Annotated in this window: 4 protein-coding genes; 2 read left to right on the top strand and 2 right to left on the bottom strand. The window is 35.9% G+C overall.

The window, feature by feature from the left end; genetic code table 11:
- Positions 1-32: 32 nt before the first annotated feature.
- Together DNK84_RS13435 and DNK84_RS14490 are read right to left on the bottom strand one after the other, a co-directional pair.
- Positions 33-224 carry a hypothetical protein gene (locus DNK84_RS13435; RefSeq protein ID WP_119344982.1) on the bottom strand — a complete coding sequence of 64 codons (192 nt, stop codon included), beginning with the start codon at positions 222-224 and terminating at the stop codon, positions 33-35.
- Between the two features lie 229 nt (positions 225-453).
- Positions 454-618 (bottom strand): hypothetical protein, encoded by a 165-nt coding sequence (locus DNK84_RS14490; RefSeq protein WP_162902490.1) that lies wholly within the window; start codon positions 616-618, stop codon positions 454-456.
- Between the two features lie 384 nt (positions 619-1,002).
- Here DNK84_RS14490 and DNK84_RS13430 point away from each other — a divergent pair, with 384 nt between their 5' ends.
- Complete coding sequence (locus DNK84_RS13430; RefSeq protein ID WP_119344981.1) at positions 1,003-1,536, top strand: hypothetical protein; 534 nt, start codon at positions 1,003-1,005, stop codon at positions 1,534-1,536.
- Positions 1,537-1,544: 8 nt separating this feature from the next.
- Complete coding sequence (locus tag DNK84_RS13425) at positions 1,545-2,198, top strand: hypothetical protein (protein WP_162902489.1); 654 nt, start codon at positions 1,545-1,547, stop codon at positions 2,196-2,198.
- Positions 2,199-2,362 lie beyond the last annotated feature (164 nt).

Genomic DNA, 2,362 nt, shown 5'->3' with positions numbered 1-2,362 from the left:
CACCTGTTTTTTCAAAAAATGGCTGATAGGTCCTATAGGGGAAGTGTGCCCTTTATGGAGCGGTTACGAACATTTGTTTGATTAATAAATGCAATAAAGTCTGTGTAACTCATTGACTCAATATGACTGATCATAGTAGCTTCACTTTTATTGGTTAAATTATCCCAGTTTAAGAACTCATTTTCTACCGCTCCCTCTGCGATTGGCTGATTTATAATATTCAAGACATCCCTCCTTGACAAAGTCAATTTATAACCTTTTTACCTAGACTATTTCCATCTAATAAGAATAGTAGTAGTATGACATCGCTTTTTGTCTAGTTACCACTCTACATTCAGTAGCTTCAACTAACGTAATTGCGCCCCTAAACTACGAATACTAATGTATCAAGAAAGCTCATCGAGAGCAAGCATGATTGTTAGGCAGTTAGAGATAAATAAACTGCCCCTAATTCTATGCTAAATCAACAGAAGGTCTGCCTTTTTTTACCAAAGCGCGTTGCATATAAATAAAGAACAACAATGCAAATAAAATCCCAAAAATTCCTGTTAGCGCAAGTTCATAGACATTATCTAAAAGATGAAAAGCACCAAAAGCAGTAAAAGCAACACCACCCATAATTTGAATAAAGCTAAAAATAGAAATTGCAGTACCTGTAAGCGCGGGGACAAGACCGCCAAAAAATTAAGCTTATACTATATCTTTGATATAGCTATTCCAGCATATGATCAACGATATATTCAATAGCCCTTTGAACGTTTAAGTTGGATAAGATGGCTATTTAATCAAATAACTATAAATATTTTTTTAACTTTATGTCTTCCTCTATAAGCAATTCCACCAACGCACTAAGCGTTTATCACTAATAATAATGCGTAAGAACGCTATTAATCTTTGATTTAATCTGGTTGTATATTAGACATACCCTATTGGAATAGTCGCCAATTTTTTGTAGATTAGTATAGTAAGTAGCCCAATAGTTTATAATATTTAAGGGGTCACATGAAATTCTATAACCTAATAAACAAGCTTATGATGAGCATTCTTATATTTGCCACGGCATTAGCTTTAATCAGCTGTTCGGGTTCTTCTTCGCCTTCATCTTCAACCCCAACAACACAAGAACCAATTACTATTCTAGCGGATGACACTGTCCTGCAAGGAAAATCAACAGTAATATCAGTATCCTTAAATGCTTCATTTGAAGGCAAAGGATTACAGGTAGGTGCAACCGCGGCTCAAGCAAAAAATATTAGATTCCATTTTCTAGATCAACAAAATAACGATAAATTCACTGTTTCCTACTCTGAAAACTGTGACTTATTGTCAGGCACTCAAGTGTGTCTTATTACCGTTACGCCACAATCAAGCGCAATTAATCTCGTAGATAGCAAGATAGGTTATATTATTACGGCAATTGTTAATGATAAGCAAAGTACGAGTAAAAATCGTTTTTTTACACTAAAGCGTTTATCAACCTCTTTTGATTCTTTAGGTGTAGATGCATCAAAAACGATAGGGACGATGTGCTATTGATTGAAAACATGGCGTACAAAAGCATTGATTTAACAGGCAGCACTTTTTCCGCTAATGATGAAAAAATAAGCTTTTCAAATAATACTTGTACAGGAGCCCTCTTTGGTGGCGAAACTTGTTCTGTTACTGTTCAGGTCAGTGGTGATATGTTATCTAAAACGGTTGATATCACCATGAAAAAAGCAAATGGAACAGTTATCATAGCACTGTCTGTATCGATCATCAGACCTGTGCTTGCCATTTTACCATCAAGCGCGGTTGAATTATTTCCAGATAATAATCAGTTAATTACGGTTAAAAATAATTCTCTTGTCCCTGTTTTAGATTTATCCGTAATATCTTCTGGGTTACCAGCGGATATTACGGTGAGTGAAAATAATTGTGGATCAACCTTAAACGCGCTTAGCCAGTGCTACATCACACTACAAGCAGGCACAAACCCTGATGGTGAAGGTGAAATAGTGGTTCAAGCATCAAATGCAGATAGCCAAGCTCAATCAATTAAAGGGAGTACACCAGATTTACTAAATTTAAACGTTTCTGTAGAACAAATCGCCACGAATGGATTTGGAAACAAGCAGTTTTCAGTTACCATTGGCAACACCTCTAACGAGACAAATATTGAAAATCTCTCTTTATCATTGAACAAGGGGTATTACTGAATCGCCGCTGTGTGATGTATGGTGAAATTAAAGAAGAAAATGGCTGTGCTTCCCATACTGAGTTATCGGGGAAGGTCTGTCATTTCTCTGAGTGTCAAGCAAGTTTCTAGTCATATAAAAAACGTCTTCTTAACAAGAAGAGTATGAAGGAGTAGAGGATGAAA

Source organism: Facilibium subflavum, from assembly GCF_003574485.1.
Taxonomy (GTDB): Bacteria; Pseudomonadota; Gammaproteobacteria; order Francisellales; family Francisellaceae; genus Facilibium; species Facilibium subflavum.
Note: the sequence above shows the minus strand (reverse complement) of the source record. Positions and strands in the feature narration are given on the sequence as shown.